This is a genomic window from Bartonella sp. AU15XJBT, assembly GCF_028618615.1.
Lineage (GTDB): Bacteria > Pseudomonadota > Alphaproteobacteria > Rhizobiales > Rhizobiaceae > Bartonella.
Window position 1 is genome coordinate 12,160 of the sequence record NZ_JAQITG010000014.1, and the last position, 17,262, is coordinate 29,421.

General features: G+C 33.4%; 14 protein-coding genes, 1 tRNA gene and 2 pseudogenes. 4 read left to right on the top strand and 13 right to left on the bottom strand.

The features are described from left to right. Positions 1 to 783 precede the first annotated feature (783 nt). Positions 784 to 1,935 (top strand): FMN-dependent L-lactate dehydrogenase LldD, encoded by a 1,152-nt coding sequence (gene lldD, locus PVV57_RS06875; protein WP_273783711.1) that lies wholly within the window; start codon positions 784 to 786, stop codon positions 1,933 to 1,935. A 721-nt stretch (positions 1,936 to 2,656) separates the two neighbouring features. On the opposite strand, the gene PVV57_RS06880 is transcribed toward lldD, so the two are convergent. From PVV57_RS06880 to PVV57_RS06890, 3 genes are all read right to left on the bottom strand, one after another. Beyond that, positions 2,657 to 3,274 carry a transketolase C-terminal domain-containing protein gene (locus PVV57_RS06880; RefSeq protein WP_273719075.1) on the bottom strand — a complete coding sequence of 206 codons (618 nt, stop codon included), beginning with the start codon at positions 3,272 to 3,274 and terminating at the stop codon, positions 2,657 to 2,659. A 5-nt stretch (positions 3,275 to 3,279) separates the two neighbouring features. Then, entirely contained in the window at positions 3,280 to 3,582 is a 303-nt protein-coding gene (locus PVV57_RS06885; protein ID WP_273719076.1) for a hypothetical protein, read from the bottom strand. A 160-nt stretch (positions 3,583 to 3,742) separates the two neighbouring features. Next, positions 3,743 to 3,883, bottom strand: coding sequence for a hypothetical protein (locus PVV57_RS06890; RefSeq protein ID WP_273719077.1), 141 nt, complete (start codon positions 3,881 to 3,883; stop codon positions 3,743 to 3,745). 2,641 nt (positions 3,884 to 6,524) lie between these two features. Between PVV57_RS06890 and PVV57_RS06895 the strand changes: the two are divergent. After that, positions 6,525 to 6,973 (top strand): annotated as a pseudogene (locus PVV57_RS06895) (phage integrase central domain-containing protein); the annotation flags it as partial. A 472-nt stretch (positions 6,974 to 7,445) separates the two neighbouring features. Here the strand turns inward: PVV57_RS06895 and PVV57_RS06900 are convergent. From PVV57_RS06900 to PVV57_RS06910, 3 genes are read right to left on the bottom strand one after another with little or no spacing between them, the layout of a single operon-like run. Beyond that, on the bottom strand, positions 7,446 to 7,661 hold the full coding sequence (locus tag PVV57_RS06900; protein WP_273719078.1) for a hypothetical protein: 216 nt from the start codon (positions 7,659 to 7,661) through the stop codon (positions 7,446 to 7,448). Continuing rightward, complete coding sequence (locus tag PVV57_RS06905) at positions 7,594 to 7,821, bottom strand: hypothetical protein (RefSeq protein WP_273719079.1); 228 nt, start codon at positions 7,819 to 7,821, stop codon at positions 7,594 to 7,596. The genes PVV57_RS06900 and PVV57_RS06905 overlap by 68 nt, the downstream gene beginning before the upstream one ends. Then, positions 7,818 to 8,480 carry a lysozyme gene (locus PVV57_RS06910; protein WP_273719080.1) on the bottom strand — a complete coding sequence of 221 codons (663 nt, stop codon included), beginning with the start codon at positions 8,478 to 8,480 and terminating at the stop codon, positions 7,818 to 7,820. Before PVV57_RS06910 ends, PVV57_RS06905 begins: the two co-directional genes overlap by 4 nt. A 1,062-nt stretch (positions 8,481 to 9,542) precedes the next feature. Here PVV57_RS06910 and PVV57_RS06915 point away from each other — a divergent pair. Beyond that, a pseudogene (locus tag PVV57_RS06915) lies at positions 9,543 to 9,700 on the top strand (DNA-binding protein). A 131-nt stretch (positions 9,701 to 9,831) separates the two neighbouring features. Here the strand turns inward: PVV57_RS06915 and PVV57_RS06920 are convergent. The 7 genes from PVV57_RS06920 to PVV57_RS06950 all read right to left on the bottom strand — a co-directional run bounded on the left by PVV57_RS06920 (position 9,832) and on the right by PVV57_RS06950 (position 16,116). Further along, a tRNA-Thr gene (locus tag PVV57_RS06920) sits at positions 9,832 to 9,907 on the bottom strand. 1,407 nt (positions 9,908 to 11,314) lie between these two features. Beyond that, entirely contained in the window at positions 11,315 to 11,623 is a 309-nt protein-coding gene (locus tag PVV57_RS06925; RefSeq protein WP_273719081.1) for a hypothetical protein, read from the bottom strand. Between the two features lie 448 nt (positions 11,624 to 12,071). Beyond that, a complete protein-coding gene (locus tag PVV57_RS06930) occupies positions 12,072 to 12,626 on the bottom strand; it encodes a biotin transporter BioY (protein WP_273719082.1) in 555 nt (184 codons plus the stop codon). Between the two features lie 133 nt (positions 12,627 to 12,759). Then, the gene (locus PVV57_RS06935) at positions 12,760 to 13,314 is read right to left on the bottom strand and encodes a biotin transporter BioY (RefSeq protein WP_273719083.1); all 555 of its coding nucleotides are present in this window, start codon (positions 13,312 to 13,314) and stop codon (positions 12,760 to 12,762) included. 15 nt (positions 13,315 to 13,329) lie between these two features. Then, positions 13,330 to 13,971: an energy-coupling factor transporter transmembrane protein EcfT gene (locus PVV57_RS06940; RefSeq protein WP_273719084.1), complete on the bottom strand. Its 642-nt coding sequence runs from the start codon at positions 13,969 to 13,971 to the stop codon at positions 13,330 to 13,332. After that, on the bottom strand, positions 13,968 to 14,648 hold the full coding sequence (locus PVV57_RS06945) for an energy-coupling factor ABC transporter ATP-binding protein (protein ID WP_273719085.1): 681 nt from the start codon (positions 14,646 to 14,648) through the stop codon (positions 13,968 to 13,970). Before PVV57_RS06945 ends, PVV57_RS06940 begins: the two co-directional genes overlap by 4 nt. Positions 14,649 to 14,688: 40 nt before the next feature. Continuing rightward, positions 14,689 to 16,116 (bottom strand): amino acid permease, encoded by a 1,428-nt coding sequence (locus PVV57_RS06950; RefSeq protein ID WP_273719086.1) that lies wholly within the window; start codon positions 16,114 to 16,116, stop codon positions 14,689 to 14,691. Positions 16,117 to 16,281: 165 nt separating this feature from the next. Here PVV57_RS06950 and PVV57_RS06955 point away from each other — a divergent pair, with 165 nt between their 5' ends. Beyond that, complete coding sequence (locus PVV57_RS06955; protein WP_273719087.1) at positions 16,282 to 16,599, top strand: hypothetical protein; 318 nt, start codon at positions 16,282 to 16,284, stop codon at positions 16,597 to 16,599. The last annotated feature ends 663 nt before the right edge of the window (positions 16,600 to 17,262 follow it).

A 17,262-nucleotide genomic window follows, 5' to 3' on the forward strand; every position in this document is an offset into this window, starting at 1 on the left:
TCGATATAACAAGCTGCTATTAATTTCATTTTTTTAGAGCTTAAATATCTAGTATATTTTATTTTGTATAAAACTTATCATTAAGAGCCAATAATTAATTTTTTCACTACAGTTCAGTAATATTTTTAATGAATAGTTTTTTAATTTTAGGAACTTATTTATAGCCTTAAGCTATAATATTGCTAGAGAATTATTGAAGGTGAAGGTCTTTTATTCGTATAAATATTAAAAGTTTTTTATATTCTATGTGAATGAGATAATGTTAAAATTTTATGAAAAAGTAACTGATCTGAGTTTTGAATATTAATATGAGAAGATTTCTAGATGTATGCGACAGCTTTATTTCCCGTATTAATTAAAGGCTTTTTTCATTTTTTGGGGAAATTATGGTTTATACTTAATGAGTATAGACTTTCTATTCTTATAAAAGATAATGTAAATAATCTTTGGAGGGAGAGACGACTTTAAATTACAACGAACCAACTGGCGAAGTAATGACTTTCGAAGAGGTATCTATTGACAGCAAGTATAGTACTTCAATTGTCCATGAATAATGTATGAGTGCATACGTTATTGATCCTACTCCATACTGTGATGTTTTAAAATTGGAAAAGAGAAAGAAAGGCGTTGTTTTTATCAATTAGTTTTTTTAGAAAGTTGCAATCCCTGTTATCTTTATCTATTCAATAAAGCGTTTTGTGAGAATATCAAATAGGGGGTACAGGGGGCTCTTATGTGTTTTAGAATGTCTTCTCTTTTCATTTAGGAACAATGGTGCCATCAATGATTATTTCTTCAACATTTGATTATCGCAAGGCTGCAAAACGTCGGCTTCCTCCTTTTCTTTTTCACTATATTGATGGTGGTGCTTATGCTGAGGAAACACTGCGACGTAATTGTACAGATCTTCAAGCACTTGCACTGCGTCAAAGGATTCTAAGGGGAGTGGGTACAGTTGATCTTTCAATCAAGCTTTTTGATCAGAGACTTGATTTACCGATAGTGCTTGCACCTGTTGGGCTAACGGGTATGTATGCACGTCGTGGTGAGGTGAAAGCAGCGCGTGCCGCAGCAGCAAAAGGGATCCCTTTTACTCTATCTTCTGTTTCAGTTTGCCCCATTGCAGAAGTGCAGGAAGCGGTTGGGGCGGGATTTTGGTTTCAGCTTTATGTTCTCAAAGATCGTGGTTTCATGCGTGATGCATTAGAGCGGGCTTGGTTAGCTGGTGTACGCACGTTGGTTTTTACCGTTGATATGCCAGTTCCAGGTGCACGTTATCGTGATGCACATTCGGGTATGTCTGGTCCTTATGCTGGATTACGCCGTTTTTTACAAGCTTTTACGCATCCACATTGGGCTTGGAATGTGGGTATTATGGGGCGCCCCCATGATCTTGGAAATGTTTCTACCTATCTCAAAAAGAAGATTGCATTGGACGATTATGTTGGTTGGCTTGGGGCCAATTTTGATCCATCAATTGGTTGGCATGATCTACAATGGATTCGAGATTTCTGGAAGGGAAAAATGATTCTGAAAGGTATTCTTGATCCAGAAGATGCACGAGAAGCAGTACAATTTGGTGCTGATGGTATTGTTGTTTCCAATCATGGTGGGCGCCAACTCGATGGTGTTTTATCAACGGTGCGAGCATTACCAGCAATTGCTGAGGCTGTAAAGAATGATTTGGTTATTTTAGTCGATTCTGGTGTTCGTTCTGGACTTGATGTTGTACGCATGGTCGCACAAGGTGCGGATGCTGTGATGATTGGTCGTGCTTTTGTTTATGCGCTTGCAGCAGCAGGTGAGAAAGGTGTTGTTCACCTGCTTGATCTTTTTGCCAATGAAATGCGGGTAGCTATGACACTGACTGGTGTTCAGACACTCAAAGAGATTACACGCGAAAATTTAGTGAATACAGATATCTTTAAACAATGAAAGTCATATTTTATACTACTTTTAGGAAAAGAAAGCCTTTTTTATAGAAGAGCATAATTGTATTTACAGATATGTTGACAGTTAGCATTAAAGAAAAAGGTCAAAATTCTTCTCCATAAAACAACAAAAAATACCCAATAACTATAATAATAGTAAAGAAAAAATCTTAATAATAATCAAAGCAAAAATGACACTGCGGACACCTTTTATTCACTTTTTTAAAGGCTTATTCTAAGGATAAAAAGGAACAAGCGCTGCGAGTAAAGGCATAACAACTGTTGATATAGAAAAAATAGATATAAATAATGCTGTGAGCATTTTCCTCTCCTATTTATAAAAATATAATACATTAATTATGTTTTATTTTTAATAACAATTAAACACATATAGTATATAATTAATTTTATTTAAAGAGTCAATATGTATTATTAATAATATATAAATTATAATAAAAAGTGGAGATATATTATATAATATCTATAGTATTTATGTTGAGTTTACTGAATAATATATTATATGGATATGTTATTGTCTTTTATGGAATGAATTTTAAAACAATGAAAAATACGATGTAGTATCTTTTAAATAAAACGCGTTCACTAAGAAAGCAAGACAATGCGATTTAATGTGTTTATCAGCCCTTGTTTCTCGTGCTCTCAATGACTTATGATAGTTTTGAACTGGTGAGCATATTGAGATGCAGTTTAATGTTTTTTGTATCTTATGTCATTGCTAATACAATTTTCGTTATACTTTTTCGATTTATTCCATAATTTACCAAAACATCCCATTGGCTTCCATTACAGATTGGCTCCTCCGGTATTTCTAGCGTTACAAATTTGCATGTAATACTATATTCCATAAGTAATTTCGCAATCGCTTCTCCAAGCCCCCCATGAATGCTGGGCTCTACACAAACAATGATAGATCTGTGAGGTCTGCAGAGTTCTATAACAGATGTATCATCTAAAGGTCGGATTGTTGGTGCACTGACAACTGTTGGTATAATTTCATATTTTTGGAGTTTTTCAGTCGCATCAAGACAAATCTGAACAGTCTCACCCGTAGCAAATAAGAGAACTTCTTTTCCCTTTTTGATAACAGAATCTTTGCTGATATCAATTTTTGCAGCACTCTTATGAATATTTATAACAGAGTACTTTCTTAGCTGTATATAAACAGGCATAGGATTGCTTAACATCGAGAAAATTGCAGCTTCTGTTTTTTTATTATCCGCAGGAGCAATAATACGTATGTTAGGAATGACGCGAAGCGAAGCAAAATCTGAAATAGCATGATGGGTTGCCTCCAGTGGTTCATAGCTGATACCAGCACTCATGCCAATCAATCGGAGAGGATTTTCACAATAAGCAACATCTCCTTTATTTGTTCAAGGGTACGCCCTGTCAAAAAACAAGCCTGCGAAACAATAAAGGACTTTTTCCACATGAAACAAAACCAGCAGCAACGCTTACCCAAATTTTGTTCAGCAATTCCAACTTCTACAATCCGTTCTGGATAAAGCTTTGCGAATTGATCAATCTTTCCAGATATTCGTGAATCAGTTGTTAAAACAACAATATTCTTATCAAATTGCGCTATTTTTATAAGAGCCTTATTTAAAATTCCGAGGTTTGAAAATTTCACGGCAGTTTGTGTCTAGTGATGAAGATTATCCATTGCTCCTATTAATTGAATTTTTGACTCAATTCCCTTGACAGCAAGATTATATTTCTCATCTGTTGGAACTTATGGTGCCAGGTTATGTCATTTTCCATAGTGGAAATTCCACACCCTTTTATTGTGTTCATAATGATTGCTGTTGGTTTGTCTTTATGAGAGGGGGTGATCCTAATGATGTTTTCAGTTGCGTTATATCGTGACCATCGAGTTCTACAACATGCCAGCCAAAACGTGTAAATTTATTGGCCAAGGGGTCTGTATTCATTAAAACATCTGTTTGTATTCGTAATTTGTAGCCGGTTTCTATAGACAACTGCTGTGAGATTGCTGAGTTTATAATGTGCTGAAAAAAGTGCCGCTTTCCAAACAAAGCCCTCCGCTATTTCGCTATCGCCAAGAAGCATAAAACAGGATATGATTGAGAATTAAGCTGTCCAGAAAGAGCATTCCTGCACCTAGAGACAAACCATGACCAAGAGAATCTGTACTTTGCTCAATACCAAGAACTTTTTGGGTGACATGACCAATAAAATTTGACCCAAAGCTCAAATACGTCTCAAGAAGTTGAGGATCAAAATATATCATTTCTGATAATAGAATATACAACGCTTCGACCGCATGTCCCTTACTTTGGATATATCAATCGCGATTGGGATTATCGATACGCGTTGGATTTATTTGAAGAATATATTTGTATAAGATATAGATAAAATCAATACAGGAAAGACTTCCAGCTGTGAGACTAAATTTTGCTTTTCTAATGAGACCAAGTATTTTAAGGCGTAAACGGAGAGCATAAATCGCGTCATCAATATCTGCTTTATTCGTTGCATAACCTATGTCTTCTCCCCTTAGAAGATTTATAACATCATCACTTCCAAGCGCGACTTTGTGTGCTATTTCTCCTCTGTTTTAAACGGTTAGCACTGTCATTCTATTTTCTCGTTTCAAATATTGCAACAGCCTTTGCATTTAAACGTTTTATAAGAAGCATTCTTAATTCCTTTTTTGTACAGTGTTTTTCACACAGCAATCCTAATTGTAGCAAGCGCCAATAGTTTTGATTGATTTATTATGAACAAATTTGAAATAAGAAAATTTTACGGCATTAGGTTTCCTTATTTAATACGTAAAACGTTGAAATATTATAAAGCAATAGATTATTCTTAGTATGAGAAGAGGACGGATCGGCTAGCATTATAGAAAGTGTTTTTTTTGGCATTAAAATGGCATCCCAAAATCATGTTTTATCAACCACTTCTTCTCTAGGACTTTCGTGGAAAGTCTCATGGTGTTGAGCCACTTTCGTTCCCCATTGCTATGAGCAGACGAGCAGATATACCACAAAAACGAGCTTAGAAGCACCAAACATGAGTCAATTAATCTAGCGAGAATAGAAAATAAAAGGTTTAAATAGCCACTTTGATCGGTTGTGAAGCATTTTTGATCGGTCGTGAAGCATTCTGAGAATAAAGTATAAATTTTGCATTCCAGTTTGAGGGGTAAGAATAGGAGCAAGATGATCCAATTGCTCTTGTAAGCAATAGGTAAAATTTACCCTATAACTAAAGGAAAAGCTCTCTCTAATAGAGGCTGGACTAGTCATTCAGCCAACGAAGACAGTTTTGCGATGAATCGGTTCGATATAACACAATTTAACATCGCATACTTTGTTATCACAACGTACTGAGAATACGGTTAATATAGCTGACAAGAGTATTAAAAATAATGGATATACTTTACGTATGGAAAATTAAAATATGTTGATTCTATTACACCAGCGGCTGCTGATATTGGTGACAAAAGAAATTTTACCAAAATTATTAAAGATATTTCTCATAGCATGTACACAAAATCTTTTGTCTGCATGAGGGTATTTTCTTTAGATAGAAATTCATTTTATTCGCTGAAAGCAGCAAAAATCATCTCAAATGATGTCGTAAATTTTTTGGAGGCTGTTTCAACGCCACGATCGTCCTTTTATGAAAACTGTTAGCGTTTCAGATGAGACGCTGTGAGGTGTTTCAACGCTTAATAAAGCAAGATCTAGAAACTCTCTCGGACTTAGAATGAGCCTCAAGGTTTTATATTTTACAGCGATTATTAGCGAAAAGGTAGGCAATCTTGTACGATGAGAGTTGAAACCCGTTGTAGCCGCGCGGGTTTAATCCTTTCCAATTTGAAGGCGTGCTAAAACTTATTGACCGCTGTTTAGCAGGTGTTCGCATTGAACATTTACGCTGATCTGATTTTATTGTACATTATGAAAGTTCAAACACCTTGTTTTATTTTGAATCACCTTATTGTGGTGTTGAAGGTTATTACGGAAAGGATTTGTGTCAGTGGGAGAATTATCAGATGATGGCGCGGGTACTGCGCAAATAAAAGGAAGGTGTCTTTTGTTTTTAAACAATATGCTAGAAGTTCGAAAAACTTTCAGTTAACTTCAAAAGAGATTATACCATCGATTGCTCTTCAAATAATGCAATTGTTGTTGAGGAATGGGGCGTTACTAAGTTTGATTTCTAAAACAAAGAAACAATATCCATTAAAGGTTTTTTAATTTTGAAGGTTTGTTGAGAATTCTTTCATAATTTTTTGAAAAAAGTGAACTGATATAAGATATTTCTATCAAAATATAGAAATTTTTCTAGCAAGTTACGAATAAATCTAAAAAATATATGTTAAATAAAAAATGTTGCAACATGTTACCAGAAAGGGCTTTAGAAATGAGGAGCAAAGTGTATAAAAATGCGCAAGAATACATTGCTACACATCTTTTTATAATTCAATAAAAATAAGAATTAAAGAAAAAATTCTATATCAAAAATTAAAGAAGGTCTAAAGGGCGGATCAAAAAAGGTGAACAGGCAATGCGTGAAAAGGTAGATAAGAGGGTAAATTAGATAAGGGCGCTTCATAGATTTATCAGCAGCATTCGTAGAAGAATCCCCTCAAGGGAGATATCGTGATGGGGCAGGGGGGTGAATGTTCGAAAAGACAATATACACTTTTGGTTGTTCCATTATACACATCACAATAAGCGCTGTGAAATGGGGCTTGATCCTATCACAAGTCTTTACTTTAAAAGAAGTACAAAAGCTTGAAAGAATTATAGCGATATTCTCAAAGAAGGCAATGATCCTATTGTCTTTTGAGAACAAACTGTCTTAAAGCAGCAAAGAAATATTTTTCAAGAGATTGCCCAGGCGACTTTTGAAAGTAAAAAAAGCGGAAAAATGAAGGCAAAAATAGGCGTTGGTTTTCTCCATTGGAGTTGCATGTTATTCCGCAGATAGGAAGCTTACCTATAGAAAAATTAACAGCCAATATCATTTGCAATGTTCTTACACCCTTTTAGCATAAAAAAAATAGACACAGTGTGAAAGGATTTAGTTTATCTTCAGGAGTATGACGGTAAAAAAGCCGGAACAATATTATTGACAAATCGCATAAAAAGCCCATATTCTTGTACAGTTCTGTGGACTGATTTTTTCAAGCATGGATGGGTCTATAAACATCATCTTTGCTGAAGACAGCTCTTTTATCTGATCAGATCTTTGAACGGCAATAACAGGGCAATTCATAGCATATTTTTTCTTTTGTTTTGATCAGATAACAGAGATACCCTAGAATATATTGATATACTCAATCATTTTACGCAAATATAACTAGTTGAATCCTTTTGTTTCAAGCTAAACACCTCCCCTTGTTACTTCAATTAAATTAAGCCACCAAAGTGTTTTCACTCTTTAAGTGCCTCTGCTTTTAATTTGAATGTACTCACCCCTTTCAAATTTTTCATTGATTAATTTTTCAGAGGAGTTTCATTTCACCTTTCGTGTATGTTTCCACCCACATAAACGCTCACCTTGTTCGTTATGTTTTAGAATATCTCTTGCCAAATTGGGGCTAATGACATTGATGTCTTGTCGATTCAAATAAATTGGCAGCCATCCAATACAAGAATTTCGTTCATTCGTCGCGCAACCAGTTAGAAAGCTTATTGCGCACATCAGCATCACTTTTCTTGTTAATTTCATTTTCTACCTCAAGCCGTGTTTTCGCTATATTAAAAGCTTCCTTTGTTTGTTTTTGCTTCTCAACTCTTTTCCCAAGGAAAAAGGCTTTCACTAAAGCTATAAAAAAAGCAGCTATGATTGCTGACGTCGTCGTCAGATATTTTTTTATCCATAAGATCATAGGCGGTGTTCCTGAAAACGTTTAGCAATATATACCATAGCTGTACAAGCAGCTAAAACCATAATTCCTGCTAAAGCCCATTGTACAGGGCCATTTCCTGCAAAAAGTCCCCCAAGCCCTGAAAAAGAGCCTATGATTGGTGCAAGAGCTTCTATTTTGCAAATACCTGTCACACCTTCTGGTTCTACTACATGATAATTAGGGGCAACATGAGCACCTTTCGCCCATAATCCTGCTTCGGCAGCTCGACGATTGGCAAGACCTTGGATACGTTTTCCTCCTACTCTTGTCCATTTTTGCAATTCAGTCGGTATCGCTTCATATTCACCATTATTGAGTTTTTTTAAAAGTGTAGATTTGCCAAAAGCCGTTATTCCTACATTATAGGAAAATGATACTAAAGCTGCGAATTGTTCATCACTTAAAGGAACGGTAACAGCTTTTTCAACAGTGACTTCACACTCTCTCAAGTCCTGACAAAGGATCTCTTCAGCTTCTTTTTCCGTAATTTGCATGTCTTTATGGACACTTGGGGCTCCAGCTGCACTTGTATGCCCATAACCAATTGTCCATATTCCACCGGAATCTTCATAAGCCCTTAAACGTAAACCCTCCCATTGCTTAATCAGTGCAAGCCCTTCTGTTGATATTTTTCGCATTATTCTTATCCTATAAAAAAACCTACACAAAGCAGGATATGAATTCAAAACTTACATTTACTCAATTTTAAAGAACGGAATAGTGAAAGGGTTCAATTGAGCAAAACACCATAACGGATTATATTAAAACCCATATCATCTTTAACTATAACAAATACTATATTAACCACTATTTATTTTGTGGTAATTAATTTTCTCTTGAATCTCAATATAATAACTCTTTATAAACCAATTTATAATCAGATATTCCACCTATAAATACAATTGATCTAGAATGATTTAGAGAAAAGTTACTTGAAAAACTTCAATACTTTTAGCAAATAAAATCTCTTTACAATAAAAATATAATAGTTAATTAAATAACAGGAATTGATTTTTAAATAATTTTATAATCCATAACCTACATCATAGAAATTTTTATAAAAACAAAAAGATAAATTATAATTAAACCATTCTACATCTACCAATTATTTAGAATCAAAGAATCGAATACACAACGTATTATACATATTGAATCGAAAAAGCTATAGTTAATTTAATTATTCTTTATTTTTTCCTCTAATTGCTTAATTTCCTTAAAAACAAACCTTTATGAAGGATTTGAAATAAGCTGTTACATAAATTTTGTTATAAATAAAATATATTTACATGAAAACATAATGGATATTTTACTCCTCTCTTATAGTCAGTTTCTAACTGAAACAATATATTAGAGGAACATATTCCATATATAGATCAATGATATTTGATTGTTTTTTAAGAATATTGTACTGTAATAAACTTGAACAATAGTCTTGGTTATGTTTTTTCCCATATGAATAACGTCTTCGTCTTCTTCATATGAAGTGTTTTGTGGGGCGTTTGGGTCAATGGTATCATCTTTGTCTGGTGTTGTATTGGCTACGTTTCCAGCAACATCTTAAATAAATCAATCAAGCTTTTGAAATCTGTTTAGGTGCAATAACACAAGGGATACAAAAGATTTTGATAAAAGCCGCTTGAAGTTAGGGAGGGAATTTTTCCCTCCCAACATTTTACCCATTTATGTAATATACAAATGAGATGCTCTTTGAGAATGGCGATAGATATATCTCACCATAAATGTGCACAGCTTTTTAGTGTATCCACAACAACGATTCGAGCTTGGAGTCTTCAAAGTGGTACTTCCAGAGTTATATAAGTGAGGCAGAGTCGTGCGGTGGAGAAAAAAGAAACCTTAGCCTTTTACTCAAAAGAAAAATATGGAAAAAATAACAATAAATTAGGTAAAATCGTATAAATCACAAGAGGTGAACTAAAAACAGACAATTAAAGAAAAATATATGTATTTCAACGTATTAAGCACAAAAAATGGTGCCGCATGCCGGATTCGAACCAGCGACCCCATCATTACGAATGATGTGCTCTACCAACTGAGCTAATGCGGCATAGATTTGTAAGTCAATGAGACAAAACTAATTTGAGGGTAATAGCTAAAAGTACGTATAAAAGCAAGTATACATTTTTTTCAATAATTTATAAGATGTGATCATAATTGAATGAGGAGAACTGTACAAAAGTCATGGGGGCAGTATTCTTTGATCTTAATGCTATAAAACGCTTTCCGATTTATGATAGTGTTTAAATTAAGATTCTGGAGACCAGTTTGACGTAGGTCTTATACTCAATGGGATTACGATAGAAAGACGTGATAGTTTATTGTTTTTATATACAATTTTTACCATTAAATGCACGTTTTGTCAAAATGGATTTTGACAGTTTAAATTGTAAAAAAGTCAAAAATGGCAAAAATCGGAATTTGACGGTAAAAATGAGAAAAGGCTTTGAAAGGTCTTTGAAGACCCTTTAAGACCCTTTAAGACCCTCTTAAAAACCCTTTGAAAAAAATAAATTGATGCAAAACCTGCTGTCAAATTTTGCAAAACCCAATGACAAGCTACAATCTTTAGGATAGAAAATGGTGTTAAGATATCTTAGTAAAGATAAAAATATTTTCTGTTTCTAAGACAAGGGAGAAATTTATTGAATAAGTGCTTAGGAAACTAAAATTTATCATAAACCAGCTATAGCGACATTGGAACTGGCAAAAGTGTATGATGATATCGACTTGCTCCTTCATAACTGTAAAGATGCTGGTGTCCTAATATATTATTCGTGAGGGCTTTAGTATTTATACTATTCACAAGCGTCCTCACGAAATAGGTGTGACGTGCCCTAAGAGATATCTTTTTAAAACAAACTCGTAAATTAACAACAACAAGTATACTGCATTTGAGCTGTTCTCTTTGTAAATGAGGGACATCACCCTATTTAAAAATGTGAAACATAAAAGCGTAAAGCAATGCGTAATTTCCATTATTAAAAAGATATTGATGTGGGTGTTTTTAAAAAGTCGGAAAGCCAAATTAAAAGGGAAGGGTCAAGCGATTGATTGCTTTGCACCTCCCCCACATCATTTTCTCTAAAAACTTTATGAAATGGATACTCATCCATTTTTAAAAAATTAAAAGACTTACAAACCTTTTTTCAAAATAAAACTTACACCATTCTTTCAACAAGGTAAAAATTTAAAAATCAATTGGCACAAAGTTTGAACATAATTATTACAAATAAACTAATCACTCTCATAGTTTTATAAAAATATTAGTATTTTTTAAAGCTCATTATAAAAACTGATTAATTCAGCTTTGAACGCTTACCTATTATAACCTACTGCTACAATATATAAAATTCTTCGAATATTAATATACATAATTTATTTATAGGTATATACATATCTTGTTATTTATTATCTTTATGAGAAAATTATTTTATTATCTAAAAAATTAACTAATCTACCATTTAAATATGGATAATATTGAATAATATAAATATATTCCTAAATTAATATACACATGTTTTGCTGTTTGAAAAATAAATATCATATTTTCCCAAAATAAATTATGATTACCAGGATGAGCTGGTAAAATAACTTTATTTAATAAAGAATCTTTCTGTTTACTATGAAGTAAATCTGATACACTCATATTATGAGTAATAGTAACAGATTTTTCTCCTTGAAAAACTTTATATTCAGATGCTTTCACTGTAGATAAAAAAATTAATAATATAGCACATATAGCAAAGAAATATTTTATAGTCATTTTTATAATTTACCTCCATTAATAAATATTCATAATGGAATTAACATAAATCTATTTTTGTGTCTATATTATATTTAAAATAAAAAATACGAAAAATAATATTTTATTATCTAAAAGATTATTTAATATTAATCGTTATTAGTTAAATAAATTTTATATTAATTTATAATTCATTATATTTATATAACTTTTAAAAGTCAGTTGTGTAAGTTATGAAAATATTTTTATATGCGTATATTATTCGCAAATTATTTATAAGATATATTTTATAAAACAAAATTAAAATTTATAATAAATATACTAGATAATATATAATACATCCATCTTTCCTAGATATTCCATTTCATTAGAATAAAAATAAGTAATATAAAAAATACTTTATTTTGTTACTATTTGTGTTCTAGCTTTCTCATACAAAGTAATACAAAACTTCATTCAAGAATCAGAACTACTCTTTCTCAGAATGAATGAGAGGGACGGTTTGTTTAATGGTAAGCGCTACAAACGATGCTATAAGCACTTTTAAAAAACCACCAAGTAAAAAAACTAATGAACTTATTAAAACTGTCAGCAAAGACACTTGTGTCATATACGCTGTCCATGGAATACCGAAAGCATAGACAACACCTATACCACCCACAGTATTTATCAAGAATAAGAGTATAAAATTTAATCGCTTCCAAAATAACTCAACCAGTAAGCCAATGAAAAATGCAGCAAAGGGAAAACTGATGAGATAACCGCTCGTAACTCCTGAAAAAACACTAATTCCACCACGACCACCAGACAATAGAGGCAATCCAATCGCAACAAGAACAAGGAAAAGAAGTGATGCGAGAGCTCCCCTTTTGGCCCCAAGTATAGACCCTGCTAACATTGGAGCCATAGACTGAGCTGTAATAGGGACACCTAGAAGAAAGGGAAGAGAAATAGGAGGGAAAAGGCTCAAAACATCATAAATAGCGGCAAATAAAGCTATATAGACTAAATCTTTTGTATTCACTGATATTCCTTCATTATGGCAAAGCCTTAATTATTGTTGTATAATTAATTAAAAGTATCAGATCTATAAAAGAACTCGTCCAATGCCTTATATATCAAAGAGAAATATTATAATAATACATTCAAAATAAAGCCTATTTTTTCTTTGAATGAATGAGAGGAACAGATCTCTTAATCGCGAGTGCAACAAAGGATGCAATCAACACTTTTAAACAATCACCTATCAAAAAACCTGAGGAAGCGATTAAAACCTTCAGTAAAGAAACTTTAGTCATATATGCTGTCCATGGAACACCAAAAGCATAGACAATTCCTATACCACCCACAGTATTTATCACAAATAATGTTATAAAATTTAACCTCTGCCAAAACAATTCTACCATTAAACCAATAAAAAATGCGGCAAATGGAAAACCTATCAAATAACCACTTGCAATCCCTGAAAAGACACTGATTCCACCACGACCACCAGGCAACAGAGGCAAACCAATCGCAACAAGGACAAGAAAAAGGAGCGATGCTAAAGCCCCCCTTTTAGCCCCAAGTATAGACCCTGCTAACATCGGTCCCATCGACTGAGCTGTAATAGGTACCCCTAGAAGAAAAGGAAGATAGATAGAAGGGAAAAGGCCCAAAATAGCATAAATAGCGGCAAATAAAGCAATATAGACTAAATCTTTTGTATTCATTTGATTCTTCTTTCACTATAAAAAACTTGGATTATTATGAGATGCTGTATCAATAGTATCATCAGCATCATAAGAACGCGCTTCCAATGCTTCAGCCACTTCTGAAGCCATTCTGATGGTTCGTATAATTAAAGGTATTGCAAGAGCGACAATGTTCGTATTAAGTCCCCGTGCTTGCTGTGCTTCATGGACTTCATTAAACTTTTCACTCAAAAGAGGAATAAACCTGATTGCCATAGAGATAACCATACTCACTTTTGATGGATTTATACCAAAACAACGAAAGGGCTGAAGCCCTGCTTCAATTGCATCCACCATATCTGAAACTTTTGTTGTGAATGAAATAAGTGATGATAAAGAAAAGAGGACAACAAGACGTAATATAACCTCCACTCCCGTAAGCCATCCGCTAAAAATAGTTTGAAATAAAAATAGAAGAATTAAAAGCAATCCCATCGATTTAAACTGCTTTATCACAGTGCTAAAAGGAACCTTGGCAATTCTATAAAATAAGGCAACAAATAATAAAAAGAGTCCAAGAAGCGCTATGGAAGAAACCATTATTATAAAAGTTCCACAGACTGTAAGAAATAATAGCTTAACCCCAGAACTTAATCTATGAATAAATGTATCCCTTGGAATATATAAACCGATCATGACATTCTTCTTATATACTCCTTGATAGCAACAAAAGGTACCTCATCAATTGCTATCTCCCCCTTATCAAAAACTAGCACTCTATCAAACTTTTTCAAAAACTCCAAATCATGCGATACAACTATTGCCGTTTGTGGTAATTCTTCTATCACTTGCGTAACGCGATGCTTATTTCGCAAATCAAGTAATGTCGTCGGCTCATCAAAAATAATGTAATCTGGTTTCATTGCTACTACACTGGAAATAGCGACGAGTTGTTTTTGCCCACCACTTAATAAATGAACAGCGTGATTTCTGAAATCTTGAAGTTCATAGCGCTGTAAAATTTCATCTACACGCTCCTTAATTTCATCTTTACTAAGCTTCAAATTTTTAAGACCAAAGGATAAGTCTTCTTCTACTAATGGTAAAACAATTTGGTTGTCAGGATTTTGAAAAACAAATCCTACTTTACGCTTTACCGCCTTTGCATCGCGTTTTGTATCAAGCCCATCAACACTTACAAAACCATGAGATGGTAATTGGAGCCCATTGATAAGACGAACAAATGTACTTTTTCCAGAACCATTTGCACCAATAACAGCAATCCGTCTTTCGGTAAGTTGCACAGTAATATTCTTTAAAACACACAATTCACCAAAGACTTGTGTTACCTTATCAAATTTTATAATCCCCAAGATTTATTCCAATCAATCCCTTTTATTAGCTCTTCTTTCGTTATTGTTTCAGTTTATAGCCTAAAAGTAAAAACAAGCACCATAGAGGAACAATGATGACTGCCAAACTCATATCAGGCATCTGTACAGGGATATATATTTCAAGAAAGGATACCCTGATTCCTATCATCTCAAAAAGTCGAGCCATTAATCCATTTTTCCCAAAACCACTTATAAACATTATACAAAATAATAAAACAAGAAAGCATAAGCAAAGATAGTTAGCGTAAGGATATAAACCAAACGCATAAATAAAATTTCCTTTTCTGTTCTTATGGGCCTTTCGAAACTTCAAATGAACAATAACAATAATGGTCCAAGTAATAACGGCTGCCGCTGTCGCAAGAGCCATGATCCGCATAAAACTATTATCAGGAATTAAAGCATTAATAATAAGGATTATTGCCGTACAGAACGATGAAAAAAGAATAGAAACATAAGGAACACGAGCAGCACTCAGTTTACTGAAAATATGTGGAGCATTTTTTTGTATAGCTAAACTATAAAGCATACGACCATTAGAATAAATGCCACTATTGTAAACAGAAATAGCCGCCATAATAACCACAAAATTCAAAATATGACCCGCAGCGGGAATTCCTACAGTTTTAAAAATTGTAACAAAAGGACTACCATTTTTTCCAATCATATTCCACGGACTGATTATCATAATAACGCTGATAGAACCAACATAAAAAATTATAATTCTCCACATAACTTGACGAATAGCCGCTGGAATTGTTTTTTGTGGATTAGATGCCTCTCCAGCAGCAATACCAATAAGCTCGGTTCCTCCAAAAGAAAACATTACTACAGAAGTCGCCAAAATAACCCCTATAGCCCCATAAGGGGAAAAACCGCCGTGATCCCAAAGATAATAGATACTCGCTTGATTTTCCCCCATTCCAGAGACAATGAGAAAAATCCCAAAAATAATCATACCAATAACAGCAGCAACTTTGATTAAAGCACAACCAAATTCAAATTCTCCATAAAAACGGACATTAAACAAATTAACTAACGAGACAAACAAAAGTACAATGAAGGATGACTTCCAATGATCAATCAAAATCCAGTGATCAAGATAAAATCCAATCACTGTAAGTTCAGTCATGCTCACAAGAATATATAAAAACCAATAGTTCCAACCTGTTATAAAACCTGCTAAACTTCCCCAATATTTATAAGCAAAAAAACTAAAAGCTCCTGAAGACGGTTCTTCTACTGACATTTCACCAAGCATTCGCATAATGAAATACATAATAAGCCCACCGATGAGATAAGCTAAAATGACTGAGGGACCTGCTAATTGAATTGCCTCGGTTGATCCATAAAAAAGTCCTGTCCCAATAACACCACCCAAAGCAATCATTTGAATATGACGATTTTGAAGGTTACGTTTTAATTCATTGTGCTTTTTCTCAAACATTCTGTCTCATTACTTTTGTTGAACCTAACCTCAATTTTTATCGAAAAAATTATGCGCCTTTTTCAAAAAACACAAAACAAACGTAAATTTATTTTCTTATCATAATGCAACTCCGTATTTTTCTGTGCATTATACGTATGTCCTGTTAAAACTTTAGGAAAAAACATGCTCCGCCCTTTATTTAAATTAATGACCTTCATTTTCGTGACACTAACAATTATAGCATTGGTTATTGATAATGCACACTCTGTCATCACATCACATTGGACAATAACCCCCCTTAATAAAATTCTAGTAAATCTTCTTCAAACAGATATCTATAACCTTAATCAATCTCTCTGCAAGATAATGCCCGATTTTCTGTCCTCCATTTGCATTACTCTCACTTATCTACCAGCATGGACTATCTTTGGTGCTTTAGCAATAATATTTGGTATTTTAAATTACGAAAAACAAAAGCCTTTTCACAAAATATATACATAAAATGAAGAGTACATTTAAGCTTGAAAAAGACCTTTAGCACTCACTGTACTATACACAACCGATGTAGCTTAGAGTACCTCATCCTATCAACACAACTAAAAGTCTTTTGATCATAAGAGCGGATTAAAATGCTTTATTATAATAAATATATTGCTCAATCACGATTTCTAATCGATAACGATAACATCATTTTATTTGCATCAATTCAAAGAAATTAGCGAATAAATTTCCCCCCTGCCTATAAAAAAACACTGTACAGAAAAAATTAAAATCCATTGAAGTCTCTAGATTTTTCTACGACTGCAGTTTTATACTCTACAAAAACCTTTCTTCATTTTAGTACTAGAAATCACATATAAAAAATGTCTTCCGATATCAGCACGCCTTATAAGATTGAAACTTCTTGAAATTAATGAGGAAGCTTATAAAAACTGTTCTACATGCTAAAAAATGCATTAAATAAAAACTAATCTGTAAATAATGCATAATCGTGATAAAGCACTTTTCGCCCCTTTCTCTCATTGTGAGATTCACCTTATCTCATCTAAAAAACAAGAGGCTATTACTAGAAAATTTTTTAAAAAAATATCTTCATAGGGGCGCGCCTTTCCCATAAAATAGAACACCATTGGATTGCGAATTCATGCGCTTGTTTTGAAGAAA

Excerpts from the sequence above, each read along its gene's own strand:
- lldD (WP_273783711.1), top strand. The coding sequence starts at position 784 with ATGATTATTTCTTCAACATTTGATTATCGCAAGGCTGCAAAACGTCGG.
- PVV57_RS06940 (WP_273719084.1), bottom strand. The coding sequence starts at position 13,971 with ATGATCGGTTTATATATTCCAAGGGATACATTTATTCATAGATTAAGT.
- PVV57_RS06910 (WP_273719080.1), bottom strand. The coding sequence starts at position 8,480 with ATGCGAAAAATATCAACAGAAGGGCTTGCACTGATTAAGCAATGGGAG.
- PVV57_RS06925 (WP_273719081.1), bottom strand. The coding sequence starts at position 11,623 with ATGACTATAAAATATTTCTTTGCTATATGTGCTATATTATTAATTTTT.
- PVV57_RS06955 (WP_273719087.1), top strand. The coding sequence starts at position 16,282 with ATGCTCCGCCCTTTATTTAAATTAATGACCTTCATTTTCGTGACACTA.
- PVV57_RS06880 (WP_273719075.1), bottom strand. The coding sequence starts at position 3,274 with ATGAGTGCTGGTATCAGCTATGAACCACTGGAGGCAACCCATCATGCT.
- PVV57_RS06935 (WP_273719083.1), bottom strand. The coding sequence starts at position 13,314 with ATGAATACAAAAGATTTAGTCTATATTGCTTTATTTGCCGCTATTTAT.
- PVV57_RS06905 (WP_273719079.1), bottom strand. The coding sequence starts at position 7,821 with ATGATCTTATGGATAAAAAAATATCTGACGACGACGTCAGCAATCATA.
- PVV57_RS06900 (WP_273719078.1), bottom strand. The coding sequence starts at position 7,661 with ATGAAATTAACAAGAAAAGTGATGCTGATGTGCGCAATAAGCTTTCTA.
- PVV57_RS06950 (WP_273719086.1), bottom strand. The coding sequence starts at position 16,116 with ATGTTTGAGAAAAAGCACAATGAATTAAAACGTAACCTTCAAAATCGT.
- PVV57_RS06890 (WP_273719077.1), bottom strand. The coding sequence starts at position 3,883 with ATGAATACAGACCCCTTGGCCAATAAATTTACACGTTTTGGCTGGCAT.